The sequence below is a fragment of the Pseudomonas sp. Pf153 genome (assembly GCF_001269775.1).
In the GTDB taxonomy this organism is placed as follows: domain Bacteria; phylum Pseudomonadota; class Gammaproteobacteria; order Pseudomonadales; family Pseudomonadaceae; genus Aquipseudomonas; species Aquipseudomonas uvaldensis.
In genome coordinates this window covers 62,097-81,784 of the sequence record NZ_LHVL01000018.1, presented here as the reverse complement: position 1 = coordinate 81,784, position 19,688 = coordinate 62,097, and the positions used below count along the sequence as shown (strand labels likewise).

17 protein-coding genes are annotated in these 19,688 nt (G+C 60.4%); 8 read left to right on the top strand and 9 right to left on the bottom strand.

Features of this window, described 5'->3' with window-relative positions; translation table 11 throughout:
- Positions 1–143: 143 nt before the first annotated feature.
- From dapB to grpE, 4 genes are all read right to left on the bottom strand, one after another.
- Positions 144–950, bottom strand: coding sequence for a 4-hydroxy-tetrahydrodipicolinate reductase (gene dapB / locus AD666_RS12460; protein WP_053152117.1), 807 nt, complete (start codon positions 948–950; stop codon positions 144–146).
- A gap of 9 nt (positions 951–959) precedes the next feature.
- On the bottom strand, positions 960–2,084 hold the full coding sequence (gene dnaJ, locus AD666_RS12455; RefSeq protein ID WP_053152115.1) for a molecular chaperone DnaJ: 1,125 nt from the start codon (positions 2,082–2,084) through the stop codon (positions 960–962).
- Positions 2,085–2,404: 320 nt separating this feature from the next.
- Complete coding sequence (gene dnaK, locus AD666_RS12450; RefSeq protein WP_053152113.1) at positions 2,405–4,321, bottom strand: molecular chaperone DnaK; 1,917 nt, start codon at positions 4,319–4,321, stop codon at positions 2,405–2,407.
- Between the two features lie 101 nt (positions 4,322–4,422).
- On the bottom strand, positions 4,423–4,989 hold the full coding sequence (gene grpE, locus AD666_RS12445) for a nucleotide exchange factor GrpE (RefSeq protein WP_053152111.1): 567 nt from the start codon (positions 4,987–4,989) through the stop codon (positions 4,423–4,425).
- 241 nt (positions 4,990–5,230) lie between these two features.
- Here grpE and recN point away from each other — a divergent pair, with 241 nt between their 5' ends.
- Positions 5,231–6,904 (top strand): DNA repair protein RecN, encoded by a 1,674-nt coding sequence (recN, locus tag AD666_RS12440; protein WP_053152109.1) that lies wholly within the window; start codon positions 5,231–5,233, stop codon positions 6,902–6,904.
- A gap of 58 nt (positions 6,905–6,962) precedes the next feature.
- On the opposite strand, the gene fur is transcribed toward recN, so the two are convergent.
- A complete protein-coding gene (gene fur / locus AD666_RS12435; protein ID WP_042730876.1) occupies positions 6,963–7,367 on the bottom strand; it encodes a ferric iron uptake transcriptional regulator in 405 nt (134 codons plus the stop codon).
- 97 nt (positions 7,368–7,464) lie between these two features.
- On the opposite strand from fur, the gene AD666_RS12430 reads away from it, so the two are divergent.
- Complete coding sequence (locus AD666_RS12430; protein WP_053152107.1) at positions 7,465–8,001, top strand: outer membrane protein assembly factor BamE; 537 nt, start codon at positions 7,465–7,467, stop codon at positions 7,999–8,001.
- Positions 8,002–8,064: 63 nt separating this feature from the next.
- Here AD666_RS12430 and AD666_RS12425 read toward each other — a convergent pair whose 3' ends face one another.
- The 3 genes from AD666_RS12425 to AD666_RS12415 are packed head-to-tail and all read right to left on the bottom strand — an operon-like array spanning position 8,065 to position 10,215.
- Positions 8,065–8,364, bottom strand: coding sequence for an RnfH family protein (locus AD666_RS12425; protein ID WP_053152105.1), 300 nt, complete (start codon positions 8,362–8,364; stop codon positions 8,065–8,067).
- Complete coding sequence (locus AD666_RS12420) at positions 8,361–8,804, bottom strand: type II toxin-antitoxin system RatA family toxin (RefSeq protein WP_041025009.1); 444 nt, start codon at positions 8,802–8,804, stop codon at positions 8,361–8,363. The genes AD666_RS12425 and AD666_RS12420 overlap by 4 nt, the downstream gene beginning before the upstream one ends.
- 7 nt (positions 8,805–8,811) lie before the next feature.
- Positions 8,812–10,215 (bottom strand): sodium-dependent transporter, encoded by a 1,404-nt coding sequence (locus tag AD666_RS12415; RefSeq protein ID WP_053152103.1) that lies wholly within the window; start codon positions 10,213–10,215, stop codon positions 8,812–8,814.
- A 118-nt stretch (positions 10,216–10,333) separates the two neighbouring features.
- Between AD666_RS12415 and smpB the strand changes: the two genes are divergently transcribed.
- On the top strand, positions 10,334–10,816 hold the full coding sequence (gene smpB, locus AD666_RS12410; RefSeq protein ID WP_053152101.1) for an SsrA-binding protein SmpB: 483 nt from the start codon (positions 10,334–10,336) through the stop codon (positions 10,814–10,816).
- A 115-nt stretch (positions 10,817–10,931) separates the two neighbouring features.
- On the opposite strand, the gene AD666_RS12405 is transcribed toward smpB, so the two are convergent.
- The gene (locus AD666_RS12405; protein ID WP_053152099.1) at positions 10,932–11,699 is read right to left on the bottom strand and encodes an FCD domain-containing protein; all 768 of its coding nucleotides are present in this window, start codon (positions 11,697–11,699) and stop codon (positions 10,932–10,934) included.
- A gap of 263 nt (positions 11,700–11,962) precedes the next feature.
- Between AD666_RS12405 and AD666_RS12400 the strand changes: the two genes are divergently transcribed.
- The 5 genes from AD666_RS12400 (at position 11,963) to AD666_RS12380 (ending at position 19,575) form a co-directional block, all read left to right on the top strand.
- Positions 11,963–13,657, top strand: coding sequence for a lactate permease LctP family transporter (locus AD666_RS12400; RefSeq protein ID WP_053152097.1), 1,695 nt, complete (start codon positions 11,963–11,965; stop codon positions 13,655–13,657).
- Positions 13,658–13,821: 164 nt separating this feature from the next.
- The gene (locus AD666_RS12395; RefSeq protein WP_053152095.1) at positions 13,822–14,646 is read left to right on the top strand and encodes a (Fe-S)-binding protein; all 825 of its coding nucleotides are present in this window, start codon (positions 13,822–13,824) and stop codon (positions 14,644–14,646) included.
- Positions 14,643–16,100: a LutB/LldF family L-lactate oxidation iron-sulfur protein gene (locus AD666_RS12390; protein WP_053152093.1), complete on the top strand. Its 1,458-nt coding sequence runs from the start codon at positions 14,643–14,645 to the stop codon at positions 16,098–16,100. The genes AD666_RS12395 and AD666_RS12390 overlap by 4 nt, the downstream gene beginning before the upstream one ends.
- A complete protein-coding gene (locus tag AD666_RS12385; protein WP_053152091.1) occupies positions 16,097–16,768 on the top strand; it encodes a lactate utilization protein in 672 nt (223 codons plus the stop codon). Before AD666_RS12390 ends, AD666_RS12385 begins: the two co-directional genes overlap by 4 nt.
- The gene (locus AD666_RS12380) at positions 16,765–19,575 is read left to right on the top strand and encodes an FAD-binding and (Fe-S)-binding domain-containing protein (RefSeq protein ID WP_053152089.1); all 2,811 of its coding nucleotides are present in this window, start codon (positions 16,765–16,767) and stop codon (positions 19,573–19,575) included. The genes AD666_RS12385 and AD666_RS12380 overlap by 4 nt, the downstream gene beginning before the upstream one ends.
- The last annotated feature ends 113 nt before the right edge of the window (positions 19,576–19,688 follow it).

Genomic DNA, 19,688 nt, shown 5'->3' with positions numbered 1-19,688 from the left:
AGTGGACACACTAAAGCTGTAGCTTACAGAAAAAGGCTTTTTTGGTCCACCGCTAATGAGCCTAAAAGGCTGAGGAATGCGACAGGCCGTCGCGAGGCGGTGTAAAACGGGGCGCAGTATAACCCGAACCCCGTATTCAATGATCAACGCAGGTCGAGAACGTCCTGCATGTCGTACAGCCCCGGCTCGCGACCGTCCAGCCACAGCGCGGCGCGCACGGCGCCCTTGGCGAAGGTCATGCGGCTGGACGCCTTGTGGGTGATCTCCAGTCGCTCGCCTTCGGTGGCGAACAGCACGGTATGATCCCCCACCACATCACCGCCCCGCACGGTAGCGAAACCGATGGTATCCCGCTCACGGGCACCTGTATGCCCCTGACGCCCATACACCGCCACCTCTTGCAGATCACGTCCCAGCGCATCGGCAATCACTTCACCCATGCGCAAGGCAGTGCCTGAAGGCGCGTCGATCTTATGGCGGTGATGCGCCTCGATGATTTCGATGTCCGCGTCATCCCCCAGGACCCGGGCCGTCAGATCCAGCAATTTCAGCGACAGGTTCACACCCACGCTGAAGTTCGCCGCGAACACGATCGGAATGTCCTTGCCGGCGTCGGCCAGCAATTGCTTCTGCGCAGCATCCAGACCTGTCGTGCCGATGACCATGGCCTTGCCGTTCTTGCGGCAGATGGCGAGGTTTTTCAGCATCACCTCCGGCAGGGTGAAATCGATGAGCACATCGAATTCGTCCAACACCTTTTCCAGCCCACCGGACATCGGAACACCGATACGCCCCAGCGAAGCCAGCTCACCAGCATCGGCGCCGACCAGGGTGCTGTCGGGCCGCACGATGGCCGCGGTCAGCCCCGAGAGCGGCGAACGTTGCTGCACCGCCTCGACCAACGCCTTGCCCATGCGCCCTGCAGCGCCCATCACAGCTATACGTCGCATGCGACCTCCTTACAGATCGCCGAAGAAGCGCTTCACGCCTTCGAACCAACCGGTGGTTTTCGGGGAGTGGCTGTTATCACCCTCCAGCGAACTGCGAAACTCTTCCAGCAACTCACGCTGGCGCCGACTCAGGTTGACCGGCGTCTCTACCGCAACGCGGCACATCAGGTCACCGGCACCGCCGCCACGAACCGGCGCAACGCCTTTGCCGCGAATGCGGAACTGCTTGCCGGTCTGCGTGCCCTCAGGAATCTTCAGCTTGACGCGACCATCGAGGGTCGGGATCTCAAGCTCGCCACCCAAGGCCGCATCGACAAAGCTGATCGGCACTTCGCAAAACAGATGCTTGCCGTCGCGCTGGAAGATCGCGTGCTCACGCACGTTGATCACCACATAAAGATCGCCGGTCGGACCGCCCTGCGCACCCGCCTCACCCTCGCCGGACAGGCGAATACGGTCACCGGTATCGACACCGGCCGGCACCTTGACCGACAACGTCTTGTACTCTTCGACGCGCCCTTCACCGTGGCAGGAATCGCACGGATCGGAAATGATCTTGCCCTGGCCATGGCAACGCGGGCAGGTCTGCTGCACCGAAAAGAAGCCCTGCTGCATGCGAACCTGGCCAATACCACCGCAAGTCGGGCAGGTGACCGGGGAAGACCCCTTCTTGGCACCCGAACCGTCGCAGGGTTTGCAGTTGACCAATGTCGGAACACGGATATTGACGGTGGTACCGCGCACCGCTTCTTCCAGGTTCAGCTCCAGCGTGTAGCGCAAGTCGCTGCCACGCTGCGCGCCGCCCCGGGCGCCACCGCGACCGCCGCCGAAGAAATCGCTGAACACATCACCGAAGATATCGGAGAAGTTCTGGCCGCCGAAACCAGCACCGCCACCCCCCATGCTCGGGTCGACGCCCGCATGACCGTACTGGTCGTAAGCCGCGCGCTTGCTGGAGTCCGACAATACCTCGTAAGCCTCATTGGCTTCCTTGAACAGCTCTTCCGACGCTTTATCGCCAGGGTTACGGTCCGGGTGGTGCTTCATCGCCAGACGGCGATAGGCCTTTTTCAGCTCTGCCTCGCTGGCCCCCCGCTCAACACCCAATACTTCGTAGAAATCACGCTTTGCCATTAGTCTTCGCACTCTTATAGGACGTCCGGCGCAACTCTCCTGAGCTTCGCCAAACTCGCTGAGCCCCCATGCAGGCCCGGACCCAGCTCACGTCGAAACGATCCTGGTCTTAAATCTTTCAGCCAGGGATCCGGCCAAAATGCGGCCTTTCGCCGACCGGAAAGCAGGAGCATTCCCGATCAGGCCGCCAGCACCCGAACGCTGTCGCATGCTGTAAAAATTCATTGTCTCCAGACACGCCAACGCGGGAGCAAGCTCCCGCGCGGCGACATCCTACCAGCCACCGCACAAATGCAGTCAACCGGCCGACCAACAAGCGATTACTTGTTTTCTTTCACTTCTTCGAACTCAGCGTCGACGACGTCGTCAGCCTTGCCTGCCGACTCGCCTTGCTGTGCAGCGCCTTCAGCCGGCTGAGCCTGCTCGGCGTACATCTTCTGGGCCACTGGCGCGGAGACTTTGGACAGCTCTTCGATCTTCGCTTCGATGGCAGCCTTGTCGTCGCCCTTGACGGCGGCTTCCAGGGCAACCACGGCTGCTTCGATCGCAGTCTTCTCTTCGGCAGTCACTTTCTCGCCAGCATCGGCAATCATCTTACGAGTCGAGTGCACCAGGGCATCACCCTGGTTGCGGGCGCTGGCCAGCTCTTCGAACTTGCGGTCTTCCTCGGCGTTGACTTCAGCATCGCGAACCATCTGCTGAATTTCTTCCTCGGACAGACCGGAGTTGGCCTTGATCACGATCGACTGGGTCTTGCCAGTGGCCTTGTCTTTCGCGCCGACGTGCAGGATGCCGTTGGCGTCGATGTCGAAGGTCACTTCGATTTGCGGCACGCCACGTGGAGCCGGTGGAATCTCGGCCAGGTCGAACTTGCCCAGGGACTTGTTCTGCGCGGCCTGCTTGCGCTCGCCCTGCAGCACGTGAATGGTCACGGCGCTCTGGTTGTCATCGGCAGTCGAGAACACTTGGGATTTCTTGGTAGGAATCGTGGTGTTTTTCTCGATCAGCGCGGTCATCACGCCGCCCATGGTTTCGATACCCAGGGTCAGCGGGCTGACGTCAAGCAGCAGAACGTCTTTCACGTCACCGGCCAGTACGGCGCCCTGGATGGCAGCACCCATGGCCACGGCTTCGTCCGGGTTCACGTCCTTGCGCGGCTCCTTGCCGAAGAAATCGGTCACCAGCTTCTGAACCAGCGGCATACGCGTCTGGCCACCGACCAGGATCACGTCGTTGATCGCGCCAACGTCGATACCGGCGTCCTTCATAGCGATGCGGCAAGGCTCGATGGTGCGTTGAACCAGGTCTTCCACCAGCGCTTCGAGTTTGGCGCGAGAGATCTTCACGTTCAGGTGCTTAGGACCGGTAGCATCTGCAGTGATGTACGGCAGGTTCACGTCGGTCGACTGGCTCGAAGACAGCTCGATCTTGGCTTTCTCAGCGGCTTCTTTCAGGCGCTGCATCGCCAGCGGGTCGCCCTTGAGGTTCATGCCGGTTTCTTTCTTGAACTCGTCGACGAGGTAGTCGATCAAGCGGATGTCGAAGTCTTCACCGCCGAGGAAGGTGTCGCCGTTGGTGGCCAACACTTCGAACTGGTGCTCGCCATCGACTTCAGCGATCTCGATAACGGAAACGTCGAAGGTACCGCCACCCAGGTCATAAACGATCACGGTATGATCGCCCTTGGCCTTGTCCATACCGTAGGCCAGAGCCGCAGCGGTCGGTTCGTTGATGATACGTTTTACGTCCAGGCCCGCGATGCGACCGGCGTCCTTGGTGGCCTGACGCTGGCTGTCGTTGAAGTAGGCAGGAACGGTGATGACCGCTTCGGTCACGGACTCGCCGAGGTAGTCTTCGGCGGTTTTCTTCATTTTCTTCAGGATTTCGGCCGAGATCTGAGGCGGAGCCATCTTCTGGCTGTTCACTTCAACCCAGGCGTCGCCGTTATCAGCCTTGGCGATCTTGTAAGGCACCATCTTGATGTCTTTCTGAACGACTTCTTCGTCGAACTTGCGACCGATCAGACGCTTCACCGCGTACAGGGTGTTATGCGGATTGGTCACTGCCTGACGCTTGGCCGACTGGCCGACCAGGATTTCGCCATCGTTGGCGTACGCAATGATCGACGGCGTGGTGCGCGCGCCTTCAGCGTTTTCAATCACTTTGGCCTTGCCGTTTTCCAGCACGGAGACGCACGAGTTGGTGGTCCCCAGGTCGATACCGATAATCTTGCCCATGTTAACTCTCCCGGAACTTGGATTTTGTTGCCGCAGCAGTGGTGGCTAACTGCGGTAGCACTTAAACGCTTGACTTCTAGATGGGGCCGCTGCGCCCGATTTCAAGCCTGCTCGTCGATAGAAGGTGAAACCGGTGCCGGCGCCTTGCTGACCACAACCATGGCCGGGCGCAGCAGGCGGCCGTTGAGCAGGTACCCTTTCTGGAAAACCTTCAGAACACTGTTTGGCTCGACGTCGGCGCTTTCCTGCATCGCCATGGCCTGATGATGCTCGGCGTTGAAGGGTTCGCCATGGGGATCGATGGCTTCGAGTTGATAACGCTTGAGGGTGTCCTGGAACATCTTCAGGGTCAGTTCGATGCCTTCGCGCATCGGACGAATGTTCTCGTCGTCCGGGCTGGACAGTTCCAGACCGCGCTCCAGGCTATCGATGATCGGCAGCAGGTCGCCGGCAAAACGCTCCAGGGCAAATTTGTGGGCCTTTTCTACATCCTGCTCGGCGCGGCGGCGGACGTTCTGCAGGTCGGCCGCGACACGCAACGCCTGATCCTGCGCACCCGCCAGTTGCTCCTCGAGCACTTGCACACGAGCCGCCAGGCCTTCGCTCGAATCCTGGGAAGCCTGATCGGTGTCTAGATTTTGCGTATCCGGTGTCTGTTCGTCAGCCATAGATTTCTCCTTTCAATTTCGTCCGCGAGCTCGACTCGCGCTTCTGCCCCGTATATGGGGTCGGGTTTTTCAGCTTCAAGGGCCGCCAAACGAATTAACCCTACAAAAAACATTTGCTTATTTATTACTCAAAAGCATCAAAAAACCTCGTGCTCCAAGCGAATCGAGCTAAGGCAAGGCATTGTCAGCTCAAAACAAAACACTGTATAAATAACCAGACCTGAAACCTGGGAGCGGCCTTATGCTGGTTCACCTGTCCGTACACAATTACGCCATCGTGGAACACCTCGACCTTGAACTCGATCGAGGCATGAGCGTGATCACCGGTGAAACCGGTGCCGGCAAGTCGATCATGCTCGACGCCCTGGGCCTGACGCTGGGCGATCGCGCCGACAGTGGCGTCGTGCGCCCCGGCGCGGACAAGGCCGACATCCTGGCGACCTTCGACCTGGGCGATATTCCCGAAGCCAGCGCCTGGCTGGCCGAGCGCGATCTGGATACCGACGGCCTGTGCATCCTGCGCCGGGTCATCACGGCAGAAGGTCGCTCCCGTGGCTACATCAATGGCACCCCCTGCCCGCTGGGCGATCTCAAGGCCCTTGGCGAGTTGCTGATCGACATCCACAGCCAGCATGAACATCAGTCCCTGCTCAAGACCGATACCCATCGCCGCCTGCTCGATGAATATGCCGGCGCCACCGACCTGGCGCGCCAGGTCCAACTGGCCGCCCAGCGCTGGCGCCAGACCCGGCAGGAACTGGACCGGCTCTCCAACTCCGGTGATGAACAACGGGCTCGCCATCAATTGTTGAGCTATCAGCTCGAGGAACTGGAAAACCTCGCGCTGGGTGAGAACGAGCTGGAGGAACTGGAGCAGGAGCACAAGAACCTGACCAACGCCGAAACCCTCCTGGGTATCTGCCGGCAAGTGGTCGAGCAATGCAGCGAGAGCGACTCAGGCAACGTGCTAAGCGCGCTGACCGCAAGCCTTAACCGGCTTACCAGCGTGAACAACTCCGTCGGCTCCCTGAGCGAGGCGACCAATTTGCTGACCAGTGCGCAGATCCAGGTCGAAGAAGCCGTCGGGGAATTGAACCGGTTCATCGATCACTTCGATGCTGACCCGGCGCGCCTGCAATATCTGGAAGAACGCCTGGACACTATTTATACGCTGGCTCGCAAACATCGCGTCCAGCCAACCGACGTTATCGAGCTGCAGCAACGCCTCCTGGAAGAACTGGAAACCCTGAACGCCAACGATGAGTCCATCGAGCGTCTGGGCGACGAACTGGCCTCCTATGCCCGTCATTACCAGGAAAAGGCCAGCGAACTCAGCGCACTACGCCGTCAAGCCGCGACAGGGCTGGCCAGTGCCGTGGAACAGGAAATCCAGCGTCTGGGCATGCCGGGCGGTCGCTTTACCATCGAACTACGCCCGAACACTGGCGACGAACTGCAGCCCAACGGATTGGAACAGGTCGAGCTGCTGGTCAGCGCCAACCCCGGGCAACCACTCAAGGCGCTGGCAAAAGTCGCGTCCGGTGGTGAGTTGTCGCGGATCAGCCTGGCCATCCAGGTCATTACGGCGCAAACCTCACGGGTGCCGACCCTGGTATTCGACGAAGTGGATGTGGGCATTGGTGGGCCAACGGCAGAAATCGTCGGCCAACTGCTGCGTCGGCTCGGAGAGCGCGGGCAAGTCCTGACGGTCACGCACCTGCCCCAGGTCGCGGCACAGGGACACCAGCACCTGTTTGTGCACAAGGTACGGGGCGAGAAAGACACCCGCACGGCGGTATCCAGGCTCGACAAGACAGAACGCGTGGAAGAGGTAGCACGGATGCTGGGGGGGATCGACCTCACCAAGGAATCCCTGGCCCATGCGAAGAAAATGGTGGTCGCGGCAAAATCCTGAGAAACAGCGATAAAAAGAAGGCGACCTCTAGGTCGCCTTCTTTATTTACGTCGCAAACTTACTTTTTCTTGCGCACATGCAGGACAAGATGGTGATCGATCAGCTCGAAACCATATTCCTCGGCAATTGCTTTTTGCAGCTTCTCAATTTCAGGACTGACGAATTCGATGACTTCACGGGTTTCCACGTTCACCATGTGATCGTGATGTTCCCCGTCCGCCAGCTCAAACACCGCATGACCGCCATCGAAATTATGACGAGCCACCAGCCCGGCAGCTTCGAATTGAGTCAATACACGGTAAACCGTGGCCAGACCGACGTCCTCACCCGCTTCCATAAGGGCCTTGTAGACGTCTTCGGCACTCATGTGCCGCTGCTCTGCGGAATCGAGCATTTGCAGAATCTTGACCCGTGGCAGTGTCACCTTGAGGCCGGCTTTGCGTAGTTCGCTATTTTCAACCATGGTCAGCTTTCTCGCGATGCTGCTTCGCAGCTTCTCTTAATGCGGGTATGATCGGGGTTTACGTTGTCCCAGCCAAGATAGTGGAAGTCGCCCACCGATGCAAAACACCAAGCTCTTGCTAACCAGTTTCACCTTCGTGGGACTGCTCGCACTCGCCGGTTGTTCATTCCCCGGGGTTTACAAAATCGACATCCAGCAGGGCAATGTCGTCACGCAGGACATGATAGACCAGTTACGCCCGGGAATGACCCGTCGGCAAGTACGGTTTATCATGGGCAACCCTTTGCTGACCGACACGTTCCACGCCGATCGCTGGGATTATCTCTATAGCTTGCAGCCAGGTGGCGGCGAGCGCCAACAGGAACGCATCAGCGTTATCTTCAACGCCAATGACCAACTTGTCAGCCTGTCGGGCGATTTCATGCCTGGCGTGAGCCGCGACGAAGCCATCATGGGCCAGGACAGCGGCACCACCATCACCGATCCGACCAAGAACGCCGAACAGCCGAAACCGGAAAAACCGGAAAAACCGGCCAAGCCTGGGTCGTTGCTGGATCAGATCCAGAAGGACGTGGACAGCGTCGAGACCGTACCTGTCCCGACACCCGAGCCTCTGGATACCTCGCCGCAATAAGCTGCATCCAATAAAAAACCCGGCGCGCCGGGTTTTTTATTACCTGCGAAACAGGCTTGACGCTTACTTGGACTGACGCGCCTGGGCAGCCTTGGCAGCCCGCAGACGACGGATCTCTTTAGGGTCCGCCAGCAGCGGCCGATAGATTTCAAGCCTATCCCCTGCCTGCACCACCTGGCGCTCCGGATCGGCAACCACTTTGCCGAAAATCCCTACCGGACAAGTCGCCAAGTCCAACCCGGCCACCACCTGCGCAAGGCCGGATACGCCCAGCGCGGCGCGAACCGTCGTTCCTTCCTGCACGGCAAACGCCCGCAGGATCTGCCGTTCAGCAGTGGCATACACCACTTCTATCTCGATCAACGCTTGAGCTCTGCGTTCTGCTTGGCACGCTGGCAGAACGCGTCGACCAGGGTGTTGGCCGCCTGATTGAACAACGGCCCCAGCGTGGCCCGCACCAGGGGCCCCGCATAGTCGAACGAGAGATCCAGGCTGATCTTGCAGGCCTTCTCACCCAACGGCTTGAACACCCAGATCCCATGAAGCTGATTGAAAGGCCCTTCTTCCAGGTTCATTTCAATGGACTGCCCCGGCACCAGGGTATTGCGTGTGACGAAATGCTGGCTCAGCCCACCCTTGGCGACATTGAGGCTGGCGCGCATATGGGTTTCGGAGCTCTCAAGCACCTCGGCCGATGAGCACCAGGGCAGGAACTGCGGGTAGCTCGCCACATCATTGACCAAGTCGTACAGCGCCTGCGCCGGGTAGGGCAACAAGGCCGAGCGTTGAATATGTGTCGTCATGTAAGCGTCACTTCCACAGCTGGGCGGCAAACACTACGAGGATGCCGATGGGGGCCACGTAGCGCATCAGGAACAGACTCAAGGCGAACAGCATCGGGCTGCGCAGCGACAGCTCATCGCGCACGGCATCACGCCCCATGATCCACCCTGCAAACACCACGAAACACAAACCGCCCAGTGGCAGCATGATCCGTGATGTGAAGAAATCAATCACGCCGAAGAAGTCCAGCCCTCCGGTTGCTCCCCATTGGTAGAGATGGAACAGCCCGTCTTCGTTCACGAAAAACTTCGCCTGCTTCCATATATTGAAGGAAAACACCGTGCCCAGGCCAACGAACCAGCAGGTGAAGGCCAGCCAGAATGTCACCCAGGCGCGACTGATCCGGGTTCGCTCGACCAGGTAAGCCACCATGGGTTCCAGCAGGGAAATCGCCGAACTCCAGGCTGCGATGGCGACCAGGACGAAAAATATCACCCCCATCACTTGGCCGAACGCCATGCTGCCGAAGGCAAAGGGCAAGCTGACGAACATCAGCCCCGGCCCCTCGCTGGGGTTCAGGCCTGCCGCGAACACAATCGGAAACAATGCCACGCCCGCCATCAACGACACGAAGGTATCCAGCAGCGCGACACCGAACACCGTCCGGGTAAGGGAGGCGTTCTTCGGCATGTAGGCACCGTAGATCATGATCGAGCCAACACCGACGCTTAGGGAGAAAAACGCATGCCCCATGGCGGGCAGCAAGCCGTCCAGAACTTTTTCCGGCTTGAAATCAAACATGAAGTGCAGGCCTTCCATGAAATGCCCGGTGGTCATGCTGTAGCCCAGCAGCACCAGGATCATCACGAACAGCAGCGGCATCATGATCCGCAGGCTGCGCTCGAGCCCCGCGACCACGCCCTTGGAAATCACGACGGCGGACAGCACCATGAAAATCGTATGCCAGAGCGTCAGCCGCCAGGGATCGGAAATCACCTTGCCAAAATAGGCACCCACCTGATCGGGCGGCACGCCCTGGAAGTCGCCGCGCCCCATATCGATGATGTAATCCAGCGACCAACCGCCGACCACGCTATAGAAAGACAGGATCAGCAGCGCCGTTATCATCCCGGCGAACGCGCCCCACGACCATTTGGTCGAGTGCCCCGCCTCCACCGCCAGCACTTTCAGGGCGTTGGCCGGGCTTTGCCGGGCGCGACGACCGATCAGGGTCTCGGCCAACATCACCGGCGCGCCGATGAGCACGATACACGCCAAAAACATCAGTACGAAGGCACCGCCACCGTAGACGCCGACCATGTAGGGGAATTTCCAGATACTACCCAGCCCCACGGCCGAACCGGTGGCAGCGAGTATGAAGACCCAGCGGCTAGCCCAACTGCCGTGGACAGAGACCTTGTCTGTCGACATCGTTATCACGCCCAAGCGTTCAAAAAAGAGGCCGCATTGTCCGGGATTCACTCAAGGTGCTCAAGCACGCTGCATCACCGTAGCCGACACGCACGCAACTGCCTATAATGCCGCCCCTATGGCTAAACAGAAGAAACACCCCACAGGGACCATCGCGCAAAATAAAAAGGCGCGACACGATTACTTCATCGAACAACGTTTCGAGGCCGGCATGGTCCTGGCCGGTTGGGAAGTAAAGAGCCTGCGCGCGGGCAAGGCACAACTGGTCGACAGCTACGTGCTGCTCAAGGACGGCGAGGCCTGGCTGCTGGGCAGTCACATCACGCCACTGACCACCGCCAGCACCCACGTGATTGCCGACCCGGTGCGCACCCGCAAGCTGCTGCTCAACAAACGCGAGCTGGAAAAGCTTTTCGCCGGCGTCCAGCAGAAGGGCTACACCTGCGTTTGCACGTCACTGTACTGGAGCAAGCACTTGATCAAGTGCGAGATTGCGCTGGGCAAGGGCAAGAAGGAATACGACAAGCGCGACACCGAGCGCGAGCGCGATGCCGGTCGTGAGTTGCAGCGTGCCGTGCGCAACAAGGGCAAGGAAGACTAGCCTTCGCGAGATTGCCTGTGGGAGCGAGCCTGCTCGCGATTGCCGTGGATCAGTAAACATTGATTTGACTGACACACCGCAATCGCGAGCAGGCTCGCTCCCACAGGTTTCATCGCTATATTCCCTTGCGCCGCTCCGCCCGCGCCACACGCTGCACTTCCTGGCGCACTTCCTCCAATACTTCCTGCACATACAGGATGTGTCGGCTGGACACTTCCCTCGCCTGTTCGGCATGCCCATCCATGATCGCCTGGTACAACTCCCGATGTTGGCTGATCAACATGTCACGGGTTTCGCTGCGCTGCTTGTACATGCCGCCGATGTTAGTCACCACGTTGCGCTTGAGCAGGTCGAACAGACCACGAATGGTATGCAGCAGCACCGCGTTATGACTGGCCTCGGCGATGGCCAGGTGGAACCGCGCATCCGCCGCGCCCTCCTCCGCCCGACTCACTTCTTCGTGGCGGGAATAACAATCCTGCAACTCTTCGAACGCTGCCGTCAGCCGCTCGCGATCCACATCGGTGGCGCGCAATGCTGCGTAATAGGCGCAGGACGCTTCCAGAGTATGACGAAATTCCAGCAAGTCCCGCTGAGCCTCGGGATTGCTTTCCAATAGTTGCAGCAAAGGATCACTGAACGTCGAACCCAGTGACTCCACGACATAATTGCCACCGCCCTGACGGCTGACGAGCAGCCCCTTGGCCGTCAGCTTCTGGATCGCCTCGCGCAACGAAGGGCGTGACACGCCGAACTGATCGGCCAGGGTGCGCTCAGCCGGCAGCCGTTCGCCGGCCTTCAGCGTGCCTTCGAGGATCATGCCTTCCAGCCGCTCGACAATATCGTCAGACAAACGGCGCTGACGAATCTGATCAAACCCCATCACTCGACTCTCCACCATCCCGACGGCTCGTCGGGCTCTCTATTCTGGCCTATCCGGGCCCTGACCACACCCATCAAAAGCCATTGGCATCACCGGAGCAGATGCGATCTGCACCGCTTATTCGACGAAAGTTTTGCGGGCGGCAAATTGACACACCACAACCAAGGCTTTTACCCTAGCCAACAGCGCTTGTAAATTGGTCTTACCAATTACCCAAATCCGCTGACCAGTGCCTGACCAACAACAATTAGGGGCCCACCCACATGCAAACCTGGCAACAGCTTTACAGCCCGCTCGGCAGTCTCGGCTTGTCCGCTCTCGTGGCCGTTATTCCCATCATTTTCTTCTTCCTGGCCCTGGCGGTGTTTCGCCTCAAAGGACATGTGGCCGGTAGCATCACCCTGGCCCTGGCGATCGCCGTGGCAATCTTCGGCTTCAACATGCCTGCCGACATGGCCTTCGCTGCCGCTGGCTATGGCTTCGCCTACGGCTTGTGGCCCATCGCCTGGATCATTGTCGCCGCTGTGTTCCTCTACAAACTGACGGTCAAGAGCGGCCAGTTCGAGGTGATCCGCAGCTCGGTACTGTCCATTACCGACGACCAACGCCTGCAAGTGCTGCTGATCGGCTTTTGCTTCGGTGCATTCCTGGAGGGCGCCGCCGGCTTCGGTGCGCCGGTGGCGATCACTGCCGCCCTGCTGGTCGGCCTGGGCTTCAACCCACTGTATGCCGCCGGCCTGTGCCTGATCGCCAACACCGCCCCGGTCGCGTTCGGCGCCCTGGGCATCCCCATCATCGTGGCCGGCCAGGTCACTGGGATCGACGCGTTCAAGATCGGCGCCATGACTGGCCGCCAACTGCCGCTGCTGTCGCTGTTCGTGCCGTTCTGGCTGGTATTCATGATGGATGGCCTACGCGGCGTACGGGAAACCTGGCCGGCGGCGCTGGTGGCGGGCCTGAGCTTTGCCATCACCCAATACTTCACATCCAACTTCATCGGCCCGGAACTGCCGGACATCACCTCGGCCCTGGCCAGCCTGATTTCCCTGACCTTGTTCCTGAAAGTCTGGCAGCCCAAGCGCGCCGCCGGCGCCCAGATTGCCGGCGCCACTTCGAGCGCGACGCTCACCGCCAGCGCCGGCGGTTTCGGCCAGCCACGCAGCACCCAGGCTTCGCCCTACAGCCTGGGTGAAATCATCAAGGCCTGGTCCCCTTTCCTGATCCTCACCGTGCTGGTCACGATCTGGACCCTGAAACCGTTCAAAGCGATGTTCGCCGCGGGCGGTTCGATGTATGGCTGGGTGTTCAACTTTGCCATCCCGCACCTGGACCAGCTGGTGATCAAGGTTGCGCCCATCGTGGTCAACCCCACTGCCATCCCGGCCGTGTACAAGCTTGACCCGATTTCCGCCACGGGCACGGCGATTTTCTTCTCTGCGCTGATCTCGATGCTGGTGCTGAAAATCAACCTCAAAACTGGTCTTACCACTTTCAAAGAGACCTTTGTCGAGCTGCGTTGGCCGATCCTGTCCATCGGCATGGTGCTGGCATTCGCCTTCGTCACCAACTACTCGGGCATGTCCTCGACCATGGCTCTGGTGCTGGCCGGCACCGGCGCAGCGTTCCCGTTCTTCTCGCCGTTCCTGGGTTGGCTGGGGGTGTTCCTGACGGGTTCCGATACGTCGTCCAACGCCCTGTTCAGCTCGCTGCAAGCCACCACCGCGCACCAGATCGGCGTCAACGACACCCTGCTCGTCGCGGCGAATACCAGCGGCGGAGTGACCGGCAAGATGATTTCGCCACAGTCGATCGCCGTGGCCTGCGCCGCGACCGGGCTGGTGGGCAAGGAATCGGATCTGTTCCGTTTCACCCTGAAACACAGCCTATTCTTTGCAACGATCGTCGGCCTGATCACGCTGGCCCAGGCCTATTGGTTCACCGGCATGCTGGTGCACTGAGTCCTATGCACTGAGTCCTATAGGAAACACCGAAAGAACCGACGCCGATCCCCGAATCGGCGTCCGCATTCGATAACCGGGTCTGCAAGGCTGCTGAAAGATTGGCTCTCTATATTCAGCAGCCTCAGCGGACGGATAACCGGGACCACCCGGAGACACGCCTGATGAGCGAGCTTTTTTACAACGCCGTGCCGAACGCGACCCGTGTCGCCCCGCCATTGCCTGAACCCCGGCAGTACCCCAGCGAGAAACCGCAACGGGTCTACCTGTTCGGCACTTGCGTGGTGGACCTGTTCTACCCCGAAGCCGGGATGGACGCGATTCATCTGCTGGAGCGCGAAGGGATCCGGGTGGAGTATCCCCAAGGACAGACCTGTTGCGGACAGCCGGCGTACACCTCCGGCTACACGGAGCAGGCCCGGACGGTGGCGCGGGCGCAGTTGGCCCTGTTCGCGCAAGACTATCCGGTGGTGGTGCCCTCGGGCTCCTGTGCCGGCATGATCCGCGAGCATTACGCCGACTTGTTCAAGGACGAGCCCGAGACACTCAAGCAGATCCAGGCCCTGGCGGCACGGACCTATGAGCTGGCCGAGTTCCTGCTGTTTGTCTGCAAGGTGCAGCTTGAGGACAACGGTGAGCCGGTGAAAATTGCGCTGCATACGTCCTGCTCGGCACGACGGGAAATGAACACCCACCTGCATGGCCGCGCCCTGTTGGCGCAGCTGGGTAACGTGGAACGGGTCGAGCACAGCCACGAAAGCGAATGCTGTGGTTTCGGTGGGACATTCAGCGTGCGCATGCCGGACATTTCCGGCGCGATGGTGGCCGACAAGACTCGGGCGTTGAAGGAGTCCGGCGCGCACAAGGTCGTCAGTGCCGACTGCGGCTGCCTGATGAACATCAACGGTGCGTTGGAGAAACAGCAGGAGGCGTTGCGCGGCCAACACCTGGCGAGCTTCCTCTGGCAGCGTACCGGAGGTGTGGCATGAGCACGCCGACGCTGATCCCGACCATCGAGGTGCGGGACGATTTTCGCGCCCGGGCCCACAAGGCTTTGGACGACACGCAACTGCGAAACAACTTTCGCAGTGCGATGGATTCACTGATGACCAAGCGGGCGACGTCCTTCAGCGACGCCCACGAAAGAGAACACTTGCGGGTGCTGGGCAATGCCGTCCGCGCCCGTGCGTTATCCAAGCTGCCCGACCTGCTCGAGCAGCTTGAAAGCAACCTGACCCGCAACGGTGTGAAAGTACACTGGGCGGAAACGGTGGACGAAGCCAATGGCATCGTCCTTTCGATCATCCGTGCTCACGAGGCGCGGCAAGTGATCAAGGGTAAATCGATGGTCAGCGAAGAGATGGAAATGAACCATGTCCTCGCGGCTCAAGGCATTGAATGCCTGGAATCGGACATGGGCGAGTTCATCGTCCAGCTCGATCACGAGAAGCCTTCACACATCATTATGCCGGCGATCCACAAGAACGCCGGTCAGGTCGCGTCCTTGTTCCACGACAAACTCGGCGTGGAGTACACCAAGGACGTCGACCAACTCATTCAGATCGGACGCAGAGTACTGCGGCAGAAATTCTTCGAGGCCGACATCGGCGTCTCGGGCGTCAACTTCGCCGTCGCCGAAACCGGCACACTGTTGCTGGTGGAAAACGAAGGCAATGGCCGGATGTCCACCACCGTGCCACCGGTGCACATTGCCGTGACCGGCATCGAAAAAGTGGTGGAAAACCTGCGCGATGTGGTGCCGCTGCTCTCGCTGCTGACCCGCTCGGCCCTTGGCCAGCCGATCACCACCTACGTCAACATGATCTCCGGCCCGCGCAAGGCCGACGAGCTGGACGGCCCCCAGGAAGTGCACCTGGTGTTGCTGGACAATGGACGCAGTCAGGCGTTTGCCGACAGCGAACTGCGTCAGACCCTGAACTGCATCCGCTGCGGCGCCTGTATGAATCATTGCCCGGTCTATACCCGAATCGGCGGCCACGCCTATGGCGAGGTTTACCCTGGGCCTATCGGAAAAATCATCACGCCGCACATGGTCGGCCTCGCCAAAGTACCGGATCACCCGAGCGCATCTTCGCTGTGCGGCGCTTGCGGTGAAGTGTGCCCGGTGAAGATCCCGATCCCGGCCTTGCTGCGACGGCTGCGGGAAGAAAACGTCAAGGCCCCGGACAGCCCCCACCAGGTGATGCGCGGCCAGGGCAGCAAGTATTCGCCCAAGGAACGCTTCATCTGGAATGCCTGGGCACGGCTCAACAGCTCGCCGCGGCTGTACCGGCTGTTCGGCTTCCTCGCCACGCGCCTGCGCGCCCTGACGCCCCGTAACGTCGGCCCGTGGACGCAAAACCACAGCGCCCCCAAACCCGCCGCCCGCTCATTGCATGATCTGGCCCGCGAACACCTGGACCGACAAGGAGACCGTCGATGAGCGCCAAGGAAAATATCCTCGCCAAGCTGCGCAAAAGCCTGACAGGCACCACGCCCGTTGCTGACAACTTCAATGTCGAGCTGGTGACGCAAACCTATCGCTACGCGCCCGAGGAACGCATCGCGCAACTGCGCAAACTGATGGAGGCGGTGCACACCGAAATCCACCTGACCTCCGGCGAAGACTGGCCGGCGCTGCTGGCGCAGCTGCTGCGCGACCGACAACTGCCGAGCCTGCTGATCGCCCCGACCACATCCCATGGGCAAAAAATCACACAGTTCTGGGCGAACAATCCGGACCTGCCGGTGCTCAAGGCCTACGACCGCCCGGTGGAGGAATGGAAAGCCGAACTGTTCAACGACACCCCCGCCAGCCTGACCGGAACCCTCGGCGCTATCGCCGCCACCGGTAGCCTGATTCTCTGGCCAACGCGGGAAGAACCGCGGCTGATGAGCCTGGTGCCGCCGGTGCATTTCGCCCTGCTCAAGGCCAGCGAGATCCGCGACAACTTCTACGAAGTGCAGCAGGAATTCGAATGGGCCCAAGGCATGCCCACCAACGCCCTGCTGGTCTCGGGCCCGTCGAAAACCGCCGACATCGAACAAGTCCTGGCCTACGGCGCCCACGGACCGAAAGACCTGGTGGTACTGATTCTGGAGGACCAATGACGCTTCCGGTCCCTTTCCTGCGTGACGTACGCCAACTGATCCCACAGAAACGACTGTTCGACGATCCTCTGTCGACCCTGGCCTTCGGCACCGACGCCAGTTTCTATCGGCTGATTCCGAAACTGGTGGTGCGGGTCGAGAACGAAGACGAAGTGGTGGCGCTGCTGCAACTGGCCCAGCGCGACCGGGTGCCCGTCACCTTCCGCGCCGCCGGCACCAGCCTGTCCGGGCAGGCCATCAGCGACTCGGTGCTGATCGTGCTGGGAGACAACTGGAATGGTCGGCAGATTCGCGAGCAAGGCACGCAGATTCGCCTGCAACCCGGCGTCATCGGCGCCCAGGCCAACGCCTGGCTGGCACCGTTCGGCCGCAAGATCGGCCCGGACCCCGCCTCGATCAATGCCTGCAAAATCGGCGGCATCGTCGCCAACAACGCCAGCGGCATGTGCTGCGGCACGGCGCAGAACACCTATCACACCCTGGCCGGTATCCGGCTGGTATTGGCCGATGGCACCCGCCTCGACACCGAAGACGACGCCAGCGTGGCCGCCTTCCGCGCCAGCCACGGCGAGCTGCTCGAACGCCTGACCACCCTCGGTCGCGAGACCCGCGCCAATACGGAACTGGCCGCACGAATCCGCCACAAATACCGTCTGAAAAATACCACCGGCCTGTCACTCAATGCCCTGGTGGATTTCGACAACCCTGTGGATATCTTGAGCCACCTGCTGGTGGGCTCCGAAGGTACCCTCGGCTTCATCAGTGCCGTGACCTACAACACGGTGGTCGACCATCCGAACAAAGCGTCGGCACTGATCGTGTTTCCGGACGTGGAAACTTGCTGTAATGCAGTCACCGTGCTCAAAAGCCAGCCGGTATCGGCCGTGGAACTGCTCGACCGGCGCAGCCTGCGTTCGGTGCAGGACAAACCCGGCATGCCAGATTTCGTACGGCATCTGTCGATCAATGCCTGCGCCCTGCTGATCGAATCCCGCGCCGCTTCCTCCTCTCTCCTACAAGAACAACTGGCCCTGATCATGGCCTCCCTGGCCGGTTTCCCGGTGGAAAAGCAGATCGACTTCACTGAAGACCCCAAAGAAAACGCCCGACTCTGGGCCATCCGCAAAGACACCTTTCCAGCGGTGGGCGCAGTACGCAAAACCGGCACCACGGTTATCATCGAAGACGTGACCTTCCCCGTGGAGCAACTCGCCATCGGCGTGAACCGCCTGATCGAGTTGTTCGAGAAACATCACTACGACGAAGCGATCCTTTTCGGACATGCGCTGGAAGGCAATCTGCACTTTGTCTTCACCCAAGGCTTCAACAGCGCTGAAGAAGTCGCACGCTACCAGGCGTTCATGGACGACGTGGCGCAGTTGGTCGCGGTGGAATTCGGCGGCTCGCTGAAGGCCGAGCACGGCACCGGACGCAACATGGCGCCGTTCGTCGAGCTGGAATGGGGCAGCGATGCCTATCAGCTGATGTGGCAACTCAAGCGCCTGCTCGACCCCAACGGCATTCTCAATCCGGACGTAGTCCTCAGCGAAGATCCACAGATCCATCTCAAGCACCTCAAACCGTTGCCGGCCGCCGACGAGATCGTCGACAAATGTATCGAGTGCGGGTTCTGCGAGCCGGTGTGCCCGTCCAAGGACCTGACGCTAAGCCCGCGCCAGCGCATCGTGATCTGGCGCGACATCCAGGCGAAAAAACGCACGGGCGTCGACACGGCGGAACTTGAAACGGCGTATCAGTACCAGGGCATCGACACCTGCGCCGCCACCGGACTCTGCGCGCAGCGTTGCCCGGTAGGCATCAACACCGGCGAGCTGGTGAAAAAACTCCGCGGCGGTACCGCAACACGTAAGAAAACCGCCGATTGGCTTGCGGGCAATTTCGCCACTGCGTTGCAAGGCGCACGCTTCACCCTGCACGTCGCCAACGGTGCGCGCATGCTGCTTGGAGCACCACGGCTGGCTCGCTTGTCCGCCGGGCTGAACCGCTTGTCCAAGGGCCAAATGCCACAATGGACCCACGCCATGCCGCAACCGGAGCGCGCCATCCGCTTCAGCCCTGCCGTGGCGGACGAGCGTCCGAGAGTGGTGTACCTGGCGGCTTGTGTGTCGCGAGTCATGGGCCCCGCCGCCGGAGACACGGAACAGGCTTCACTGCATGAAAAAACCCAGCGACTGCTGGAAAAGGCCGGTTACCAAGTGGTCTTTCCAGACAAGCTGGACAGCCTCTGCTGCGGCCAGCCTTTCGCCTCCAAAGGCTATGCCGAACAAGCCGAAGACAAACGCCAGGAACTGATCGGCGCGTTGCTGCATGCCAGCCGCGGCGGGCTCGATCCGATCTACTGCGACACCAGCCCCTGCACCTTGCGGCTGGTCCAGGACCTCGACGACGCACGACTGGATGTGTACGACCCGGTGCGTTTCATCCGCACCCACCTGATGGACCGCCTCGACTTCACGCCCCAAGAAGCGCCTATCGCCGTGCACGTCACTTGCAGCACCCAACACCTGGGCGAAAGTCAGGCGTTGATCGATCTGGCGCGCAAATGCAGCAAGAATGTGATCATCCCGGAAGGTATTCACTGCTGCGGTTTCGCTGGAGACAAAGGCTTCACCACCCCAGAGTTGAATGCCCATTCGCTGCGTAGCCTAAAGGATGCGGTACAGCATTGCAGCGAAGGAATATCCACCAGCCGTACCTGTGAGATCGGTCTGACGCAACACGGCGCCATCGACTACCACGGACTGGTCTACCTGGTGGATCGGGTGACCCAGGCCAGGGCGAGGTAAAGAAAAATAGAACCCTGACGAACGCCGACAGTCCACTGTTCAAGTCCCGCAAACGCGGGACCTCCCTCAAATTGGTAGTACTGATGGCCAGCGACGCCTGAGCCCTCGGTTCA